This window comes from Aquibium pacificum (genome assembly GCF_040839445.1).
GTDB classification, from domain to species: domain Bacteria; phylum Pseudomonadota; class Alphaproteobacteria; order Rhizobiales; family Rhizobiaceae; genus Aquibium; species Aquibium pacificus.
Genome location: NZ_JBDPGJ010000004.1, coordinates 266,971 through 282,920, shown reverse-complemented (window position 1 = coordinate 282,920; position 15,950 = coordinate 266,971). Strand labels below are relative to the sequence as shown.

Annotated in this window: 19 protein-coding genes; 14 read left to right on the top strand and 5 right to left on the bottom strand. The window is 64.6% G+C overall.

Features of this window, described 5'->3' with window-relative positions:
• Positions 1-39 precede the first annotated feature (39 nt).
• The 4 genes from ABGN05_RS17870 to ABGN05_RS17855 all read right to left on the bottom strand — a co-directional run bounded on the left by ABGN05_RS17870 (position 40) and on the right by ABGN05_RS17855 (position 3,071).
• Positions 40-810, bottom strand: coding sequence for an endonuclease/exonuclease/phosphatase family protein (locus ABGN05_RS17870; protein WP_367955401.1), 771 nt, complete (start codon positions 808-810; stop codon positions 40-42).
• Positions 811-829: 19 nt separating this feature from the next.
• Positions 830-1,159, bottom strand: a complete 330-nt coding sequence (locus ABGN05_RS17865) for a hypothetical protein (protein WP_367955400.1) — start codon at positions 1,157-1,159, stop codon at positions 830-832.
• 311 nt (positions 1,160-1,470) lie between these two features.
• The gene (locus ABGN05_RS17860) at positions 1,471-2,895 is read right to left on the bottom strand and encodes a PAS domain-containing HWE histidine kinase family protein (protein ID WP_367955399.1); all 1,425 of its coding nucleotides are present in this window, start codon (positions 2,893-2,895) and stop codon (positions 1,471-1,473) included.
• Positions 2,892-3,071, bottom strand: a complete 180-nt coding sequence (locus ABGN05_RS17855; protein ID WP_367955398.1) for a hypothetical protein — start codon at positions 3,069-3,071, stop codon at positions 2,892-2,894. The genes ABGN05_RS17860 and ABGN05_RS17855 overlap by 4 nt, the downstream gene beginning before the upstream one ends.
• Positions 3,072-3,287: 216 nt before the next feature.
• Here ABGN05_RS17855 and ABGN05_RS17850 point away from each other — a divergent pair, with 216 nt between their 5' ends.
• The 4 genes from ABGN05_RS17850 to ABGN05_RS17835 all read left to right on the top strand — a co-directional run bounded on the left by ABGN05_RS17850 (position 3,288) and on the right by ABGN05_RS17835 (position 5,162).
• Positions 3,288-3,800 (top strand): hypothetical protein, encoded by a 513-nt coding sequence (locus tag ABGN05_RS17850; RefSeq protein ID WP_367955397.1) that lies wholly within the window; start codon positions 3,288-3,290, stop codon positions 3,798-3,800.
• A gap of 9 nt (positions 3,801-3,809) precedes the next feature.
• Entirely contained in the window at positions 3,810-4,259 is a 450-nt protein-coding gene (locus ABGN05_RS17845) for a DUF421 domain-containing protein (RefSeq protein WP_367955396.1), read from the top strand.
• A gap of 149 nt (positions 4,260-4,408) precedes the next feature.
• Positions 4,409-4,777: a hypothetical protein gene (locus tag ABGN05_RS17840; RefSeq protein WP_367955395.1), complete on the top strand. Its 369-nt coding sequence runs from the start codon at positions 4,409-4,411 to the stop codon at positions 4,775-4,777.
• Between the two features lie 34 nt (positions 4,778-4,811).
• A complete protein-coding gene (locus tag ABGN05_RS17835) occupies positions 4,812-5,162 on the top strand; it encodes a hypothetical protein (RefSeq protein WP_367955394.1) in 351 nt (116 codons plus the stop codon).
• Positions 5,163-5,195: 33 nt separating this feature from the next.
• Here the strand turns inward: ABGN05_RS17835 and ABGN05_RS17830 are convergent, their stop codons facing one another.
• A complete protein-coding gene (locus ABGN05_RS17830) occupies positions 5,196-5,867 on the bottom strand; it encodes a phosphatase PAP2 family protein (protein ID WP_367955879.1) in 672 nt (223 codons plus the stop codon).
• 161 nt (positions 5,868-6,028) lie between these two features.
• On the opposite strand from ABGN05_RS17830, the gene ABGN05_RS17825 reads away from it, so the two are divergent.
• From ABGN05_RS17825 to ABGN05_RS17780, 10 genes are all read left to right on the top strand, one after another.
• Positions 6,029-7,285 carry a PRC-barrel domain-containing protein gene (locus ABGN05_RS17825; protein WP_367955393.1) on the top strand — a complete coding sequence of 419 codons (1,257 nt, stop codon included), beginning with the start codon at positions 6,029-6,031 and terminating at the stop codon, positions 7,283-7,285.
• 231 nt (positions 7,286-7,516) lie between these two features.
• A complete protein-coding gene (locus ABGN05_RS17820) occupies positions 7,517-8,368 on the top strand; it encodes an AI-2E family transporter (protein WP_367955392.1) in 852 nt (283 codons plus the stop codon).
• A 197-nt stretch (positions 8,369-8,565) separates the two neighbouring features.
• Complete coding sequence (locus ABGN05_RS17815; RefSeq protein WP_367955391.1) at positions 8,566-9,009, top strand: DMT family transporter; 444 nt, start codon at positions 8,566-8,568, stop codon at positions 9,007-9,009.
• A 73-nt stretch (positions 9,010-9,082) separates the two neighbouring features.
• Positions 9,083-10,120, top strand: coding sequence for a BMP family protein (locus tag ABGN05_RS17810; protein ID WP_367955390.1), 1,038 nt, complete (start codon positions 9,083-9,085; stop codon positions 10,118-10,120).
• Between the two features lie 86 nt (positions 10,121-10,206).
• The gene (locus ABGN05_RS17805) at positions 10,207-10,353 is read left to right on the top strand and encodes a hypothetical protein (RefSeq protein ID WP_367955389.1); all 147 of its coding nucleotides are present in this window, start codon (positions 10,207-10,209) and stop codon (positions 10,351-10,353) included.
• An 18-nt stretch (positions 10,354-10,371) separates the two neighbouring features.
• Positions 10,372-11,913, top strand: coding sequence for an ABC transporter ATP-binding protein (locus ABGN05_RS17800; protein ID WP_367955388.1), 1,542 nt, complete (start codon positions 10,372-10,374; stop codon positions 11,911-11,913).
• Positions 11,903-12,952, top strand: coding sequence for an ABC transporter permease (locus ABGN05_RS17795; RefSeq protein WP_367955387.1), 1,050 nt, complete (start codon positions 11,903-11,905; stop codon positions 12,950-12,952). The genes ABGN05_RS17800 and ABGN05_RS17795 overlap by 11 nt, the downstream gene beginning before the upstream one ends.
• Positions 12,953-12,955: 3 nt before the next feature.
• On the top strand, positions 12,956-13,897 hold the full coding sequence (locus ABGN05_RS17790) for an ABC transporter permease (protein WP_367955386.1): 942 nt from the start codon (positions 12,956-12,958) through the stop codon (positions 13,895-13,897).
• A gap of 125 nt (positions 13,898-14,022) precedes the next feature.
• Entirely contained in the window at positions 14,023-15,072 is a 1,050-nt protein-coding gene (gene pyrC, locus ABGN05_RS17785) for a dihydroorotase (RefSeq protein WP_367955385.1), read from the top strand.
• Between the two features lie 51 nt (positions 15,073-15,123).
• Complete coding sequence (locus ABGN05_RS17780) at positions 15,124-15,819, top strand: orotate phosphoribosyltransferase (protein WP_367955384.1); 696 nt, start codon at positions 15,124-15,126, stop codon at positions 15,817-15,819.
• The last annotated feature ends 131 nt before the right edge of the window (positions 15,820-15,950 follow it).

The following is a 15,950-nucleotide window of genomic DNA, read 5'->3' as shown; positions in this document are numbered from 1 at the left end:
TGCAAACTGACGGAGAGCGCGATGCGGTCGTCGACGGTACTAAGCGACGCCGGAGGTCTGATCGCTCCCGGGCAGCCGCAGATCCGCGACGAGTGGAAGATGATCCGACGCAAGCGCGCTCGTGCCGCTACGGTGGGTTCCGGCGAAAACCACCTCCACATCGTCGCTGACGAACACATGGTCGATCCTGAAGACCGGCCATTGCGTGGGAAAGGTGGCGCTCGGACGTGTCATCGTCGAGCCAATCAGATGAGCGTCCCGCAGCCTGCGTGAAAGCAGTCCATAGACGCGGCCTTGCGGGAAGGAATTGAAATCGCCCGTCAGGACGAGCGGCGCCTGACAGGCCTCGCTGCCCAGCCACTCGTCGCCCAGCAGCATTTCCGCCTGCATCCACCGCTCTCGCCGCCGCAGTCCCAGATGGGTATTGATAACGTTGACCTCCGTTCCACCGACCTGGACCGCGGCCCACAGGGCACCGCGCGGTTCCAGCCGTGGTCGACCCGGAAGCCCCGGCAAGGCCCCCGCCTTGATTACGCGCGATGGGCGGGCGGTGAGGATTGCATCCCCGTACTCTTCCTCCATGACGCGCAAGGCGGGGTGGAAGTGAACGAAGGAGATTCCAAGTTCGCGCGCGATCTCCTCGGCCTGATCGACGCCGCCGCTTCGGAGGCGTCTTACGTCGAGTTCCTGAAGCGCGATGATGTCCGGCTGGGCTTCCGCGATCACAGCGGCGATGCGGGCAGGCGACATGATACCGTCGACGCCCAGGCATCGCCGCACATTGTAGGTGAGGACGCGAAGCCGCGACATGCCAGGCCGGCCGCCGCGCTCAGTCGCCGTTCTCTTCAGGCGGCTGTTCATCCGGCAGGGCACTGGGGGGAATGATCGGCGTGGTGCCTACGCTGGGAGCCGGTTCGATGAGTTCCTTATCCCCAACCGCCGGAGGTTCGAGCACGCTGCCGCAACGGTCGAGCTTCTCGGTGAGCGATTGGGCGTCGGCAGTCGTGTTGTCATGACCTTCGCCGCCTTTGTCGTCCTGCCCGGCCACGCACGGATCGCCCGCTACGTCGGAGGCATCGTCATCCTGGGAAGCGACCGGGGTAAGCGCCGCAGCGCTCACCAGTGCCGCGGCCGCCAGCGTCTGTAGGATTCTGTCCATCGTAGAGCTCCACCTGAGCCGCAACGTCCGCCCTGCGGGAATGCTGCGCCATTCGAACGACAAACGGTGGATTCACTCCCATGGTTCCGGGGGTGGAAAAGCAGAAGGCGGTGATCGGGCGGATTAGGGGTTCACCTAACCGCGCCCTGCCGCGTGCCTCGGCGGATTGTCGTCCTCGTACCGGTTCGGGCGGGATTTTCGTCCGGGAGCCGCTCCGGCTCTTGCACAGGCGGGGTATAGGGAACGGCGGTGGCCTGCGTCAGGACTCACCTTCAGCGTCCGTTCGCGCACGTGAAGATGCCTGTCCCGGGCTAGAACTCCCGCGTCGGCCTGTCGTCTTCCGGGTCGGCCACGATCTCGTCCAGAGGCGCGTCGAGCTGCCAGACCACGCCCTCGGTCCCGAATTCGAACGAGCCGACCCCGCCCAGCGCCTCTGGCACGACGCGCCGGAGCACGACGGTTCCAAAACCCTTCTCGCCAGCGGTCACGGGAGCCGGCGCGCCGGATTCGGTCCAGGTCAATTGGAACCGTTCCGCGCCGTCCGATGCCCTCATCGACTTCCACTCGACCTTCACGTCGCCCGTCGGCTGAGACAGGATGCCGAACATCGCGGAATTGGCGGCAAGCTCGTGGAACGCGATTCCCAGATGCTGGACCACGTTGGGCTTCACGCGGATCGGCGGTCCCGAGATGACGACCCGCTCTTCTGGAGCAAAGGGACGAAGCTGCGCGATCAACAGTTCGAAGATAGTCGTGCCCTTCCAGTCGTCGGATACCAGCAGGTCGTGGGAGGCCGAAAGCGCCATGATGCGGTCCCGGACCAGCCGCTCAAATTCTTCCGGATCGCGCGAGCGCTTCCTGGTCTCCCGGATCATCGACAGGATGACCGCGTACTGGTTCTTCACACGATGGTTGAGCTCGCGCAGCAGAAGCCGCATTCGGCGGTCGCTCTCGACCCGCTGGCTGATATCGCGCACGATCTTCGAGGCCCCGATGACCCGCCCGCCTGCATCGCGAACGGGGGAGACGGTGAGCGACACGGGAACGAATCTGTGATCCTTCCGCTGGCGGATCGTCTCGTAGGTCTTGATGCTCTCGCCACGCCGAATCTTGCCGATGATCTCGGTTTCCTCGTCCAAGCGGTCGGAGGGAATGAGCATGGTGACATTCTTGCCGATCGCTTCCTCGGCCGTGTATCCGAACAGCGACTGCGCTGCCCGATTCCAGCTGGTCAGGACACCGTCGAGGTTCTTGCTGATGATAGCGTCGCTCGACGACTCCACGATGGCGGCGAGGCGAATTCCCATCGCGCCCGCCCGCTCCTGGTCCGTAAGGTCGATGAGCGTGTTGACCGCGCCGTAGATCGCACCGCTCGGGCGGCGCAGCAGGGTGGGGTAAGCCGCAAAAGGTACTCTCGAGCCGTTCGGACGCTCGATGACGGCCTTCTCCCACCGCCCGTCGCCGCGACCGCTGAGCGCCAGCGCAAGGGCGCACTGGTCGTGGGCCAGGGGCTGGCCGTCGGACGTCCACATCCGCCACGAGCCGCACCAGCGGCCCTCCCCGGGCCCCGGGCGTACGCCCCACAGATCGGCGGCAGCTTCATTGTAGAAGACGATCGTTCCGGAAGCATTGGTCGTGTAGACGGCAACCGGCAGACCCTGCAGGAACTCGGCGAACTTCCACACCTCGCCTGCGTCGTCCGTCGGGCCGGACGTGAAGGCGCCTTGCCCGTTCACGTCACAACCGAGCCGCAAGGCTTGTCGGAACTGATCCGCGAGGCGGCAAGCGTGTTACGCATGACCAAACTGGTTCTTCTTTGATTGTTATTTTCCGCCCCAACGTTCCCAACGTCTTTTCCCGCAAAAGGTTTCAAGGTTTTTTCCAGAGCACGGCCCTGAGCGGCGCCACTCATGCGCGCTCTTCCCCGGCGGCGGAACGGTTCGGGAGATCGGCAGCACATGCCTCCGCCCTCTCAGAAGTCCTCTGGCCCCTTCGTCCGTCACCCGCAGTGTCCGCGTGGCACAACAACCACTGGTAATCGCCGAGTGCCGCAAGGGCAAGCGTGGAGCATTTCCAGGAACGAAGCGGCAGTTCGACGCGTTCTTGTGCGCACTCGGAGATGCACACTATGTCTTCCAACGACCTGCAGGTACCGCCGATACGCGAGGACGGGCTGCAGATCGAGGAGCGCCGCGATTTCCAGCGTCGATTCTGGACCGCCGAGCGCGCCGCCTGGATCGTCTTCGGCGCCATCATCCTGCTTGCAATTGCCGGATTGACCGGCAGCGGCGGCTTCCTCGACCACGGGAGCAACAAGCTGCAGACCGGCGATATCGATTTCCCGCAAATCTCGCGCTGGCAAACGGCCGACGACTTCACCATCGTCTTCGACAGGGAAGGCGAGACGCACATACTTACGCTCGGCCGGAGCTTCCTAGACCGCTTCAGCATCCAGAACGTCAGTCCGACCCCTTTCCGCAGCGCGATGGCGCAGGACGGGATGCGGATGCAGTTTGACGCGCTCGGGGGCGGACCGCACGATGTGAGGCTCGACGTGACCCCGACCCGTCCCGGCATCGCCCGCTATCGCATCGACCTCGACGGGGCGACGGCGGAGCTTTCCACCATCGTCCTTCCCTAGGAGGAGCGAATGGAAACCGTGTTTCGCGGACTGGCAGTCTACCTCGTACTCCTGATCGTGACACGCTTTTCGGGTCGCCGCTCGATGGCGCAGGTGACACCCTTCGACTTCGTCCTTCTCCTCATCATCGCGGAGACCACGCAGCAGGCGCTTCTGGGGGACGATTTCTCAGTGACGAATGCCTTCGTCCTCATCGTCACGCTCTTCACGGCCGACATCCTGTTGTCCTATGTGAAGCAGTGGTCGAGTAGCGCCGCACTGCTCATCGACGGCAGCCCGACCGTCCTGGTCAGCCGCGGCCGTCCTGATCCGGAGGCGCTGCGCCGCTCGCGCGTCAACATCGCCGACATACTGGAAGCAGCCCGCCAGCAGCATGGGCTGATGCGCCTGGATCAGATCGAATTCGCGGTCCTCGAAGTCGGCGGAAACCTGAGCATCATTCCGCGCGACGGATCGTGACAGGTCCGTCCGCACCGGAACAATGCATCCGGCAGGAGGTTATCGCGGCAGGAAACGATCAGCAAAGCGAGAGGCGCGGCCGTGATGCGGGAAACTTCCGCCAAGGTCGCGATTAACCAGCAATGGGAAGAACCATCAGAGTAGTTGCATTGGCCGGTGTGATCGCGAGTGCGGGCGGCACAGGCGCATTGCAGGCGCAGACCCTTCCTGTGGCGCGCGACATCATCGTCGACCTGCGCGAGAACAGTCTCAGCGCCGAGGAAATCCGCGGGTCGCAGCCCTTCCGGACCATGGAGATCGTGAGCCTCGCCGACTTCGAGGGGCGCGAGTTGCAGGTGCTTCAGGACATCCTGAGGAACACCGAAGACGGCTTCGCGGAAGTACGCACCGCGATGGAAGCGAACGAGATGTTCGAGGCGGCACTTCGCGAAAGGAACGTCCCGATCTCCGACGTGACCGCCGCCACCTACTCCGCAGACGGCATCGTGACCGTCTACACGAACGTCCCGTCGCCATGAGCGGCGGCGAACATTCAATTCGACAGGAAGAACGATGACGACGCTTTGCAGCACACTCAAAGTCTCCGCCCTAGCGCTTGCGCTGGCCCTCCCGCTGACCGCATGCGGGGAGGACGACACCGAGGCCGTTGGCGACACCTTTCTGCCCGAGAGATCCGAGGATCACCTGATCGACAGCGTCCAGCCGGCTGAACAGACGACGACCCAGCGCGATCTCACGCCGCAGGCCACCACCGGCGGCGAGATTCCCGGCTATTCCCCGGTCGACAAGAACGAGGGTGTGGCGATCGAAGGCGTGCCGGAAGGCGAAGCGGTCGGTGCGACGCCTCCGCCGCGTCGCGTGCCGGCCGAGCCGGCGATCGAACCGCTGCCCGCAGACGAGTAAGTTCTTCGCGGTATCATTGGGCGGGATGCCGTATCATCGGACCGGTGGCACCGAGTTTTGCGGCATGTTCGCCTCCGGTTCGACCGCTCCGCGGCGCTGCAACCACAGCGTAACCAACCAGCAACCGATCGCCCAGCCGGCCCCGACGCTCCAGCCCGCGAGTACGTCGGTGGGCCAGTGCACGCCGAGATAGACGCGACTGAAGCCGACCAGAAGGACGACGAACACCGCCGAGCAGAGGATGAGCAGACGCGTACGCCAAAGAGGCTGCACCCGCACCAGCATCGCAGCCAAGGTGAGATAAACGGTCGCGGCCATCATGGAATGACCGCTCGGGAAGCTCGCGGTCGTTACATACGAACCATGCGACACCAGATCGGGACGCGGCCTGTCGACGAATTCCTTGACCAGCGTGCTGATGAGGATGCCGCCGCCGACGGCCAGGAGGACCGCGAGCGCGGCATGTTTCTTGCCGATCGTTAAGAGATAGCCGGCCGCCGCGAAGGTGATGAGCGTCAGGACGCCGACCCCGCCAAGGGCGGTAAAGTCCCGCATCATCTCTTCCAGCCAGTCCGGGCCGAGCGGGTCGCCGAGATCCGATGCGCTTCTGAACGCCAGCAGTATCCTCTCATCCATGGCCGCGGTGCTGCCTTCGAGCACCTCGCCGGCGAGTTCGATCATGCCCCATGCAGCCGCGGCCGGCACCAGCAAGGCAAGGATGATCTCCCATTCGACGCTCTTGAGGTGTCTTGCGACGCGTATGCGCACCATCCTGATTTTCTCCTTCCGATTCGGCTTTTTCTCGGAACATGCGACCGGGACAGGGGTTCCGCTAATGTAACAATCAGAAACGAAGGGAGAGCGACATGAGAATCGCCAATACTTCTACGGCACTTGCACTGCTGATGACGCTAGGCGCGGGATCCGCATTCGCCGCCGCGGAATGGACATTCAGCGATATCGACCAGGACGGCAACCTCGAGCTGTCGGACCGCGAGTTCGAACAGGTGAGTCAGGGCGCCTTCCAGTCCTGGGACGCCAACAAGGATCAGCGGCTGACCGAGGACGAGCTCTATCGGGGTCTTTACGTATCCTGGGATCGTGATCGTGACGACATGCTTTCGGAGAACGAGTTCGGCGAAGGCTGGCTCGGCTGGTTCGGCGACGACGATGAGGTGGCATATGCCGACCTCGATCGGAACGGCGATGCCTTCCTCGACGAGGACGAATTCACGGCTGGTCTCCAGCAGTCCGCCGCGCTCGACGACTGGAATGTCGGGGACGAAGGGGTCGACTGGCAGACCTTCCACACCGCGCTCTACGGGGTCTACGACACCGACAGGAACGCGATGGTCAATCAGGACGAATATGGCGCCTATTCCGACACCTACATGATGGGCGACATGGCGCAGGCCGGAATCGGTGACGAAGAGACCTCCGCCGTCGGTCAGACCATCACGCCGCAGGAGGTGATCTCCATGGCGGACTGGCGCGCCGAGGATCTCTATCTCGGTGGCGTGAGCGTCGACGAGATGATGGACGAGATGGAGGTCTACGGGCCGACCGGCGAGGAAATCGGCAGCGTAGAGAACGTCGTATTCACGAATGACGGCCGTGTTGTCTCGCTGGTGGCCGAGGTCGGCGGCTTCTGGGACATGTTCGACACCCACATCAACGTCCCGTGGGATCAGGTCAACTACAGCGTAGAAGGCCAGATCATCATTCCGGTCACGGAAGAAAACGTCGAGGACTACAGCACCTGGAAGACCGGGTACCTGACTCCCACCGATGCGCAGGGTGTGGAAGTGGTCGATGACGACCTCGAAACCTCGCCCGGCCTCTTCCGGGCAACCGACCTCATGGGCGACTATGCCCGCGTGCGTGACGGCGAAGCCGACGGCTACTCGAATTACGGCTACGTCAACGACCTGATCATCCGTGATGGTCAGCTCCAGGCGGTGGTCGTTAGTCCCGATGCCGGTTACGGCGTCAGCGGTCCCTATGCCTACCCTTACTACGGTCGGGGCTGGTCTGCGGGTCGTCCGTACTACGACATGCCTTACGACCGGGCGGACGTGGTCGACAACGAACCCCTCGATTACGACCGCTTCGGCGTGCAGTGATTGCCGGCCGGAGGGCGTTTGCGGATCCGCCCTTCAATAGTTGGCATGGGGAGGTCTCCAGGCATCGCGCCGGAGGCCTCCTTTTCATGTGTACCGCAGTAAGGAATTCAAATGCGGGATGAATCCGGCGGCGTCGGCCATGAGGAACAGATGGGCGATTTCGCGCGCAAATGCGTCATCGCCGTTCTCGTCGCTTCGTTCGCATTTCTCTTCTGGTAGCTCCGACATACCGTGGTTATCGGTTTCGCGGCGATCGTCGTGGCGGCGCTCCTGGTGGCAGCGGGCGAACTCGTTCGCCGCCTAGTGCCGGTCAGCCACCGCATGGCGGTCTCGATCGCCGTGGTGGTCATCCTCCTCCTGCTCGGAGGGTTGGGATGGTTCGCCTGGCCGCAGATCCGGACGCAGTCATCCGAACTCCCGCAAAGGGTGCCGGAAGCGATCCGGATGCTCGAAGACCGCTACGGCATTTCCCTGCCCGATTCGCTCGGCGAACTGAACGACATCCAGAGCACGATCTTCGGCCGCATATGGCGCGACGTCCTTTCCATGGCGGGCACCGTCGCGTTAGTACTCACCGGGTTGGTCCTGATCGTGGTCGCGGGGGTTTTCGTTGCCAACAAGCCTTCGCTCTACAGCGAGGGTGTTGTGCTTCTGGTACCTCCGGCCCAGCATCGCCGCGCGCGCATCGCGCTCAAGCGGACGGGGCACGGATTGAAGCTCTGGCTTATTGCCCAGCTCCTGTCGATGTCGATCGTGGGCGGGCTGGTGGGCCTCGGCGCATGGTGGCTCGGCCTGCCCGCGCCTCTGGCGCTCGCCCTTATCGCGTTCCTGACGGAATTCGTGCCGCTGGCAGGTCCCGTCGTCGGCGCGATTCCGGGGCTTCTCGTCGCCTCCGCGCAAGGTGTCGATACGCTGTTCTGGTCCGTGCTGCTCTACGTCGCCGTCCAGCAGGTCGAATCGAACCTGATCACGCCGCTCGTCCAGCGCGGGGTCGTTTCCGTTCCGCCGGCGCTGTTCATGTTGTCCGTGGTGGCCATGGGAGCACTGTCGGTGTCGTGGGCGTCCTTCTCGCCGGCCCGCTGACGGTCGCCGCCTACGCGCTGGTGCGCGCCCTCTACGTGGAGGGTGTCCTCGACGAGGAAATCGACAGCTCGCACGGTGTCTGACCTAATGCAGCGCAGCGGGATTGTGCGCCCATCGGTCGGACGTGTATTCGGCGATGGTGTAGTTGATCGAGCGGGCGAGAGTTATGAACGCAACAGTCGCGGAAGTCGGGTAGGATGGGCCCATTCTGGTTGGCCCTGGCGGTGGCTTTCGCCGGCGGCGTGGCGCTCGCCGTCCAGTCGCCCATCAACTCCGCCCTCGGACGGGCGCTGAACGACACCGTCCTCGCAACGATGATATCGTTCGGCGGCGGACTGGTCGTCCTGGCGCTGGTTATGTTCGCACGCGGATCGCTGCCCAATGCAGCGATGTTCCGCTCCGTCCAGCCCTGGATGATCACCGGAGGCGCGCTTGGAGCCTTCTATGTCTGGTCGGCGCTCTGGAGCGTTCCCCGGCTCGGCGTCCTGACGATGATCGCGGCCCTTATCCTGGGACAACTCCTCGCCTCCCTCATGGTCGACCAATTCGGCCTGTTCGGAATCCCGGTGCGCGAGATCGCCTGGCAGCGGGTCGTCGCGGTCCTCCTCGTCGGCGCCGGCGTGGTGTTGTCGCGGTTCTGAGTTCCGTAGCGGCAGACTCTCTTGTCAGTGTCCGAAACTCTCTTTACCGTCTGGTCAAACAGGAGCGCGAACGATGTCTGAGATACCTTTCGAAACGAGCCTTGCCGCCATTTCCCGCCGTCGTCTGATCCAGTCCTCGGTGCTGGGCGCGGCGCTTCTCGCCACGACCGGCCTGTACGGCCCGGCGCAAGCCCAGGACAAGCTGAAGGTCGCCGCGATCTACACCGTGCCGGTCGAGCAGCAGTGGGTCAGCCGCATCCACAAGGCGGCCAACGCAGCGGCCGAACGCGGCGACATCGAATACGTCTTCTCCGAGAACGTCTCCAACAGCGACTACGAGCGCGTCATGCGCGAGTACTCGGAGGCGGGCAACGACCTGATCATCGGCGAGGTCTTCGGCGTCGAGGACGCCGCCCGGCAGGTGGCGCGCGACTATCCCGAGACCGCCTACCTGATGGGATCGAGCTTCAAGCCGCAGGACGACACGCCGAATTTCTCCGTGTTCGACAACTACATCCAGGACGCCTCCTACCTGACCGGCATCATCGCCGGGGCGATGAGCGAATCCAAGAACATCGGCATGGTCGGCGGATTCCCGATCCCCGAGGTCAACCGGCTGATGAACGCCTTCATGGCCGGCGTGCGCGAGATGGCACCCGACGCGAAGTTCCAGGTCGCCTTCATCGGCTCCTGGTTCGATCCGCCGAAGGCCAAGGAGACCGCGTTCGCGCAGATCGACGCCGGGGCCGACGTCCTCTACGCCGAGCGCTTCGGCGTGTCGGACGCCGCCAAGGAGCGCGACATCCTGGCCATCGGCAACGTGATCGACACCCAGGCCGACTATCCCGAGACCGTCGTGGCATCGGCCCTGTGGCACTTCGAGCCGACGCTCGACGCCGCTATCGAGAAGGTCAAGGCCGGCACGTTCAAGGCGGAAGACTATGGCGTCTACTCCTTCATGAAGGAAGGCGGCTCCTCGCTCGCGCCGCTGGGCACCTTCGAGGGCAAGGTGCCTTCGGATGCGATGAAGCTCGTCGAAGAGCGCGAAGCCGCGATCAAGGCCGGCGACTACACGGTCGAGATCGACGACAGCGAACCGAAATCCAACTGAGCGGTCGGTGGAAGCACCCCCCTCACCGTCGGCCGTCGAGCACCACCATGCCCGGACTTGCCGTTGAAACCCGAGGAGGTTGGTGGATGGACTGGCAGGGTTGGCTTCGTGTCGCTGCTTTGCTGCTCGTTTTTCTGGCGGCGGTACTGTATTTCCTGCGTCCGAAGCGTTTCCGAACCAAACCAATCCAGCAGCCGGACAATTGGCAGGGTCCCTCGGCGGGGCCGGATTGACATTGATTGGGGCTCGTCGTGAACAGAGCTGAACCCGTTCTGCGCCTCGCCGGTATCACCAAGCGCTTCGGGCCGCTCACCGCCAATGACTGTATCGGGTTCGACTTGGCGCGCGGCGAGGTCGTCGCGCTGCTCGGTGAGAACGGCGCGGGAAAGACGACGCTGATGAACATCCTCTTCGGCCACTACGTGGCGGACGAAGGGGATATCGAGGTCTTCGGGAGAAAGCTTCCGCCGGGCGACCCGCGCGCGGCACTCGCCGCCGGTATAGGAATGGTCCACCAGCACTTCACGCTGGCGGACCAGATGACGGTCGTGGAAAACATCGCGCTCGGAACCCAGAGCCTCTGGGCGCTACGGTTCGATCGGCGGGGCGCGGTCCAGCGCGTCCGTGAGATGTCGCGCGCGTTCGGCCTCGACGTCGATCCGGAGGCGATCGTCTCCGATCTGTCTGTGGGCGAGCGCCAGCGCGTCGAGATCTTGAAGGCGCTTTATCGCGAGGCCCGCATTCTCATCCTCGACGAACCGACGGCGGTCCTGACGCCGCTGGAGACCGAGGCGCTGTTCGCCACGCTGAAGAAACTCGTGGCTACCGGGCTCTCGATCATCTTCATCTCGCACAAGCTTCAGGAAGTCATGGCGGTCAGCGACCGCGTTCTGGTGCTCCGCTCGGGCGCGCTTGCCGGCGAACGACGGACGTCGCAGACCAATCGCGCCGAACTGGCGGCGATGATGGTCGGCGAGGAAGTCACCATGCCGGCCGTCGTGCCGCATTCGCCGGGCGCCGCGGTCATTGAACTCGCAGGCGTCGCAACACGCGGCCGCTCGGGTGGTGCGCCACTCGACGGCATATCGCTCGCCTTGCGGGAGGGCGAGATCACCGGTATCGCCGGCGTATCGGGCAACGGCCAGGCGGCGCTGGCAGCGCTGCTCGCCGGAACCGCGCAGCCGGAGCGCGGCTCGATCCTCTTCGGAGGCGAGCCGGCAAGGCGCTGGTCTCCCGGCGCCGCGCTGGCGCAAGGAATAGGCCGCATCCCGGAAGACCGCCATGCGACCGGCATGATCGGCGACATGAGCGTCACCGAAAACGTCATCTCCGAACGCTACCGGTCCCGCCGCTTCAGCCGCATGGGCTTCATCGACTGGAGGGCCGCCCAGGGATTCGCGCAGGCGATCATCGCGGATTACGACGTCAAGTGCCCCTCCCCCGATGCGCGCGTGAGGCTGCTTTCGGGCGGCAACATGCAGAAGCTCATCCTCGGGCGGGCGTTCGACGGCGATCCCAAAATCATCCTCGCCAGCCAGCCGACGCGCGGGCTCGACATCGGCGCGGTCGCTTACGTCCACTCGAAGCTGCTCGAGGCGCGGGGTCGCGGCGCGGCGATCCTGCTGATCTCGGAAGACCTGGACGAGGTTCTGGCGCTCTCGGACCGCATCATCGTCATGTCGAAGGGGCGCCTTTCGCGGCCGTCCGCCCGGGGCGAGCTTTCCGTACGCGCGATCGGCGAATTGATGGCCGGCCATGGCGACTTCGGGGAGCCGGCGGCCCATGCGGCTTGAGCCCAAGCCCGCCACTACTTCGGCCGGTCTGTTCCTCTATCCGGCGGGCGCGATCGGCGCGACGTTGGTTTTCGCATCCCTCCTCGTCCTCGTCGCGGGCGCCTCACCCTTCAACGTGTTCTGGCTGGTGCTGAAGGGCGCCGCTGGTTCGCAGTTCGCCATCGTCGAGACGCTGACGCGTGCGACGCCGCTGATCTTTACCGGCCTCGCGGTCGCGGTCGCTTTCCGCGCCAAGCTCTGGAACATCGGCGCTGAGGCGCAACTCTACATCGGCGCCGTCGTCACGGTCGTGCTCGGAACGGGCGCGGTCGCCTTGCCTTCGTTCGCGCTCATCCCGCTGATCATGGTCTGCGCCATGCTGGCCGGCGCGCTACTGCTTCTCGGGCCCGCCGTCCTCAAGACGCGTTTCGGGGTCGACGAGGTGGTGACTACGCTGCTCCTGAACTTCGTCATCCTCCTCTTCGTCTCCTACCTGCTCGAGGGGCCGCTGAAGGACCCCATGGGCCTCGGCTGGCCGCAGTCGAAGCGGGTGATCGCCGATGCTCAACTGCCGCGGCTGATCCAGGGCAAGCGCCTGCATTTCGGCTTCGCCATGGCACTCGTGAGCGCCGCGATCGTGTGGGTGATCATGAAGAAGTCCGTGCTCGGCTACGAGATGCGCGCGGTCGGGCACAATCCCGAAGCGGCGCGCTTTTCCGGTATCTCCGTCAACCTCGTCCTGGTGAAGACCGCGCTTCTTTCGGGCGGTCTCGCCGCGCTCGCGGGCTTTTCGGAGGTGGCGGGCCTCAAGGGAAATCTCACGCTCGATCTGTCCCCCGGATATGGCTACACGGGCATAGTCGTGGCCATGCTCGCGGTGCTCAACCCGCTCGGCGTTGTCGCCTCAGCGATCTTCGTCGCGGGGATCTTCGTCGGTGCCGATTCGATGAGCCGGACGGCCGGCGTGCCGAGCTACATTGCAGAGGTGATGGTCGCGACCGCGCTCCTGACCATGGTGGTCGCGATCATGCTGACCCGCTACCGCATCCGGTGGAGGTGAGCCGTGGAAGCCTTCGAAATCCTGCTGACGGCGAGCTTCTGGGTGGCGGCGATCCGCATTGCCTCGCCGCTTATCTTCGCCACCATGGGTGAACTGATCTGCGAACGCGCCGGGGTGCTCAACCTCGGCATCGAGGGGATCATGACGGCGGGCGCCTTCGCCGGCTGGCTCACGGTCTACTGGGGCGGAGATCTGTGGTTCGGCGTCGTCGTGGCCGCCCTGAGCGGCATGGCCTTCGGCCTGCTGCACGGCGTCCTCACCGTCCCGCTGGGACTGTCGCAGCATGTTACCGGCATCGGCATCACCTTGCTTGCGACGAGCCTGACCTATTTCACCTACCGCGTCGCGCTACCGGAGGTCAGTTCGCCGCCGAAGATCGAGCCGTTCCAGCCGCTCGCCATCCCTGGCCTCTCGGATATACCGGTGATCGGTCCGGCGCTCTTCAACCAGACGCCGCTGACGTACCTCGCCTATGTGGCGGTGGCCGCGGTGGCATGGCTGCTCTACCGGACGCCGGCCGGCATGGCCATCCGCGCGGTGGGCGAAAACCCGGCGGCTGTCGAAGCGCAGGGCATCTCCGTCACGGCGTTGCGCATCGCGGCGGTCATGATCGGATCGGCGCTGATGGCCGTCGGCGGCGCCTTCCTGACCATGAGCGCGTTCAACTCGTTCTTCTTCGAGATGATCAACGGACGCGGCTGGATCTGCATCGCGCTGGTGGTCTTCGGATCCTGGAAGCCGGGCAAGGCGCTGCTGGGGGCCATCCTCTTCGGCGCGTTCGACGCCTACCAGATCCGCCTGCAGCAGGTGATGGGGGGTGTCATCCCCTACCAGTTCTTCCTGATGCTCCCCTACGTGCTCTCGATCGCGGCCCTGATCGCGGTCTCCCGCCGCGCGACTTATCCGAAGGCGCTGATGACCCCTTATCTGAAGGGTGAGCGATAGCCGGCGGACAACATCGCCTTGCGACGTCAACGACGGGGGATTTTCGCGGCCGGTCTTCCCCCGGCCATGCCGTTCGTGCAAGACCGAGACAAACCACCAACCACATTCCCCATGAGGGAGACGACGTGAAGACGCTGACCATCCGCCGCCCCGACGACTGGCATGTCCATCTGCGCGACGGCGCCGTTCTGAAGGCGGTGCTGGCCCATACCTCGCGTAATTTCGCCCGCGCGATCATCATGCCGAACCTCGTCCCGCCGGTGGTCACCAAAGCCGACGCGCAGGCCTACCGCGACCGTATCCTGGCGGCGCTCCCGCGGGACCACGTCTTCGAGCCCCTGATGACCCTTTACGTTACGGAAACGACGGATCCGGACGATCTGGAGGCCGCCTTCCGCGATCGCGTGGTCACCGCCGCGAAACTCTATCCGGCAGGCGCCACGACCAACTCGCAAAGCGGGGTGCGCGACTTCGGAAACGCCATGCCGGTCTTCGAGCGCATGGCCACAATCGGCATGCCGCTCTGTGTGCATGGCGAGGTTACAGATCCCGCGGTCGACATCTTCGACCGCGAGGCGGTCTTCATCGACCGCGTGCTCGACCCCTTGCGCAGGCGCCTGCCGGAACTGCGCATCGTCATGGAACACCTGACGACCAGCGACGGCGTCGACTACGTCTCCGGCCAGTCCGAAAATCTCGGCGCGACCATCACCACCCACCACCTCATCATCAACCGCAACGCGATCCTGGCGGGAGCCATCCGCCCGCACTACTACTGCCTGCCGGTCGCCAAGCGCGAGGAACACCGCCTCGCGCTGCGCAAGGCGGCAACCTCGGGCGATCCCCGCTTCTTTCTCGGTACGGATTCGGCGCCGCATCTCGACCCGCTGAAGGAATGCGCCTGCGGCTGCGCCGGCATCTTTTCCGCCACCAACACGCTCTCCTGCCTCGCACACGTGTTCGAGGATGAAGACGCGCTCGACAGGCTTGAGGCCTTCACCTCGCTGAACGGGCCGAAGTTCTATGGCCTTCCGGCGAACGAGGAGCGCATCACGCTGCGCCGCGAGGATGCGCTGGTGGCGTTTCCGGCCAAGATCGACACGGCCGACGGACCCATCACGCTGTTCGATCCGATGTTCCCGATCCACTGGAATGTGGTGCGGCAGACTGGCTAGCCGGGTCCTTTGTTGCTAGCGAAAGATCATCGCAACGACGAGGGCTGAACCATGTTCTCCAACACGTTTCCCGACCGGACGGTCATTTCCGAGACGGTGGCGAAGATGCTGCTGGAGATCGACGCGGTCCACTTCAACGCCGAAAAACCCTTCACCTTCACGTCGGGGCTGGCGAGTCCTGTCTACATCGACTGCCGCAAGCTGATCTCCTATCCGCGCATCCGTTCAGCGATCATGGACTTCGCCGCCTCGGTCATCTTCCGCTCCGTCGGATTCGAGCAGTTCGACGCGGTGGCCGGCGGCGAGACCGCGGGCATTCCCTTCGCCGCCTGGCTGTCGGACAAGATGGGCCTGCCGATGCTCTACGTGCGCAAGAAGCCGAAGGGGTTCGGCCGCGACGCGCAGATCGAGGGCGCGCTGGCCGGAGGCGCGCGCGTGCTGCTGGTCGAGGATTTGACCACCGACGGCGGCAGCAAGATCAAATTCGCCGAGGCGATCCGCAAGGCGGGGGCCGAGGTCACCGACACATTCGCGGTATTCTACTACGACATCTTCCCCGATGCGCCGCAGCGGCTGCTCGATGCCGGCATGCGGCTGCATTACCTTGCCACATGGTGGGACATCCTGAAGGTCTGCAAGGCGGAGGGTCGCATCGACGCGGGGACGCTGCGTGAGGTGGAGAGCTTCCTGAGCGCGCCCCTGCCCTGGTCGGCTGCTCACGGCGGCATCGCCGAACTGCCGCGGTAGCGATCGGCGGCCGGTCAACCGGCCAGATCCCCACAAGAGCGGCAACCGCGAACGGGGGACGCCTCCTGCGTTGCCGAAACGGCAACGAAGAAGCCGAAACTTTCTACTTTATTCGAACGACGCTTACGCTC

Excerpts from the sequence above, each read along its gene's own strand:
- ABGN05_RS17805 (WP_367955389.1), top strand. The coding sequence starts at position 10,207 with ATGGACTGGCAGGGTTGGCTTCGTGTCGCTGCTTTGCTGCTCGTTTTT.
- ABGN05_RS17865 (WP_367955400.1), bottom strand. The coding sequence starts at position 1,159 with ATGGACAGAATCCTACAGACGCTGGCGGCCGCGGCACTGGTGAGCGCT.
- ABGN05_RS17815 (WP_367955391.1), top strand. The coding sequence starts at position 8,566 with ATGGGCCCATTCTGGTTGGCCCTGGCGGTGGCTTTCGCCGGCGGCGTG.
- ABGN05_RS17825 (WP_367955393.1), top strand. The coding sequence starts at position 6,029 with ATGAGAATCGCCAATACTTCTACGGCACTTGCACTGCTGATGACGCTA.
- ABGN05_RS17780 (WP_367955384.1), top strand. The coding sequence starts at position 15,124 with ATGTTCTCCAACACGTTTCCCGACCGGACGGTCATTTCCGAGACGGTG.
- ABGN05_RS17855 (WP_367955398.1), bottom strand. The coding sequence starts at position 3,071 with ATGAGTGGCGCCGCTCAGGGCCGTGCTCTGGAAAAAACCTTGAAACCT.
- ABGN05_RS17795 (WP_367955387.1), top strand. The coding sequence starts at position 11,903 with ATGCGGCTTGAGCCCAAGCCCGCCACTACTTCGGCCGGTCTGTTCCTC.
- ABGN05_RS17845 (WP_367955396.1), top strand. The coding sequence starts at position 3,810 with ATGGAAACCGTGTTTCGCGGACTGGCAGTCTACCTCGTACTCCTGATC.
- ABGN05_RS17870 (WP_367955401.1), bottom strand. The coding sequence starts at position 810 with ATGTCGCGGCTTCGCGTCCTCACCTACAATGTGCGGCGATGCCTGGGC.
- ABGN05_RS17810 (WP_367955390.1), top strand. The coding sequence starts at position 9,083 with ATGTCTGAGATACCTTTCGAAACGAGCCTTGCCGCCATTTCCCGCCGT.
- ABGN05_RS17850 (WP_367955397.1), top strand. The coding sequence starts at position 3,288 with ATGTCTTCCAACGACCTGCAGGTACCGCCGATACGCGAGGACGGGCTG.
- ABGN05_RS17835 (WP_367955394.1), top strand. The coding sequence starts at position 4,812 with ATGACGACGCTTTGCAGCACACTCAAAGTCTCCGCCCTAGCGCTTGCG.